1 protein-coding gene is annotated in these 1,456 nt (G+C 68.6%); it reads right to left on the bottom strand.

Annotation, left to right across the window (positions count from 1 at the left end; translation table 11 throughout):
• Positions 1-120: 120 nt before the first annotated feature.
• On the bottom strand, positions 121-1,371 hold the full coding sequence (locus tag ACFYMM_RS44400; protein WP_388398570.1) for an IS701 family transposase: 1,251 nt from the start codon (positions 1,369-1,371) through the stop codon (positions 121-123).
• Positions 1,372-1,456: the final 85 nt, after the last annotated feature.

Below are 1,456 nucleotides of genomic sequence, written 5' to 3'. Positions count from 1 at the left end.
CAGCACTAGTAGGGCTTGGTCAGGTTGGTATCGCCGTGGGTATGTCGCGGTGGCAGGTGGGGCAGGCACCGGTCCAGTGGGCGAGGAGTGTCTGCAGCTCGCGGACGACTTGGTAGAGGCTCAGGCCGGCGCCGCGTCTTTTGGGTCTCGTGCCAGTCGTTGCAGCGTGCAGAAGGCATGGGCAGCCGATACGAGGGTGACGTGGTGATGCCAGCCGCTCCAGGTGCGGCCTTCGAAGTGGGCCAGGCCCAGAGCCTGTTTCATCTCGCGGTAGTCGTGTTCGATGCGCCAGCGGAGCTTGACCAGCCGGACCAGCGTCGCCAGTGGCATGCCGGAGGGCAGGCTGGAGAGCCAGAACTGCACGGGTTCGGGTTCGGTGGCCGGCCATTCGGCCAGCAGCCAGCGTTCGGGCAGTTCAGGGCCGTCGGTGGCCTGGCGGACGCCGCGTCCGGCCGGGCGGATGCGCAGAGCCACGAACCGCGAGTAGATGCGTTTGAAGCCGCTGATTCCTTTGCCCGGGCGGGAGCCTTCTCGCCAGCACACCGGCCTAGCGGCTGTCCTCGCGGCCGCGATGACCAGGTCTTTTACGGTCTGCGCAGGCTCGGGATACTGCATCTGCGGTGGCCGGCCGGTTCCCGCATAGGCGGGCTGGACGGGCCGGGCGTCGGCCGGATGGGCGGTGTGGCGGGAGGAAATGCCCACCGCATAGGGCAGGTTGCGTTCTTCCAGGCCGTGGCGGAAGGCGGCGGCGTCGCCGTATCCGGCGTCCGCGACGACCAGGGGGACGTCGATGCCCCACGACCGGGTCTCGTCGATCATGTCCAAGGCCAGCTGCCACTTCTCCACGTGCCCCACCTGGTCGGGGATGCCGCAGCGGCCACGGCGGGCGACCTTGACCGCATCGGCCTCCGGCGAGTCGGGATCCCACGAAGCGGGCACGAACAGTCGCCAGTTCACCGCGGCCGAGGCGTGATCCCGGGCCAGGTGCAGCGACACCCCGACCTGGCATTTGGTGACCTTGCCCGCGGTGCCGGTGTACTGCCGCGACACACACGCCGAGGCGTCCCCGTCCTTCAAAAAGCCGGTGTCGTCGACGATCAATGCCTCCGGACCGATCACCTCGTGCATCCTCCAGGCCAGCCGGGCCCGCACATGCGCCGGATCCCACGGGCTGGAGGTGATGAAGTGCGCCAGCGCCTGCCGGTTGCCGTCCTCGCCGAGGCGGGCCGCCATCGGCTCCACCGACTTGCGCCGCCCGTCCAGCAGCAGTCCACGCACATACGCCTGCCCCCACCGCCGCTGATCCGCACGGAAGAACCCGTCGAACATCTCCGCCGTGAACGCCTCCAGGTCCTCCCGGACCACGGCCATCTCCTCAGGTGTCACACCATTTCAACGACCCTCACGGACCAGCGGACACGCCACCCACGAGTGAAGCTGACCAAGCTCTACTAGC

The organism is Streptomyces sp. NPDC006739 (assembly GCF_042869815.1).
GTDB lineage: Bacteria > Actinomycetota > Actinomycetes > Streptomycetales > Streptomycetaceae > Streptomyces.
The sequence above is the reverse complement of the archived record's forward strand: the minus strand, read 5'-3'. Positions and strand labels throughout refer to the sequence as shown.

Bases quoted from the DNA above. Each gene is read 5' to 3' on its own strand.
- ACFYMM_RS44400 (WP_388398570.1), bottom strand. From the start codon at position 1,371: ATGGCCGTGGTCCGGGAGGACCTGGAGGCGTTCACGGCGGAGATGTTC.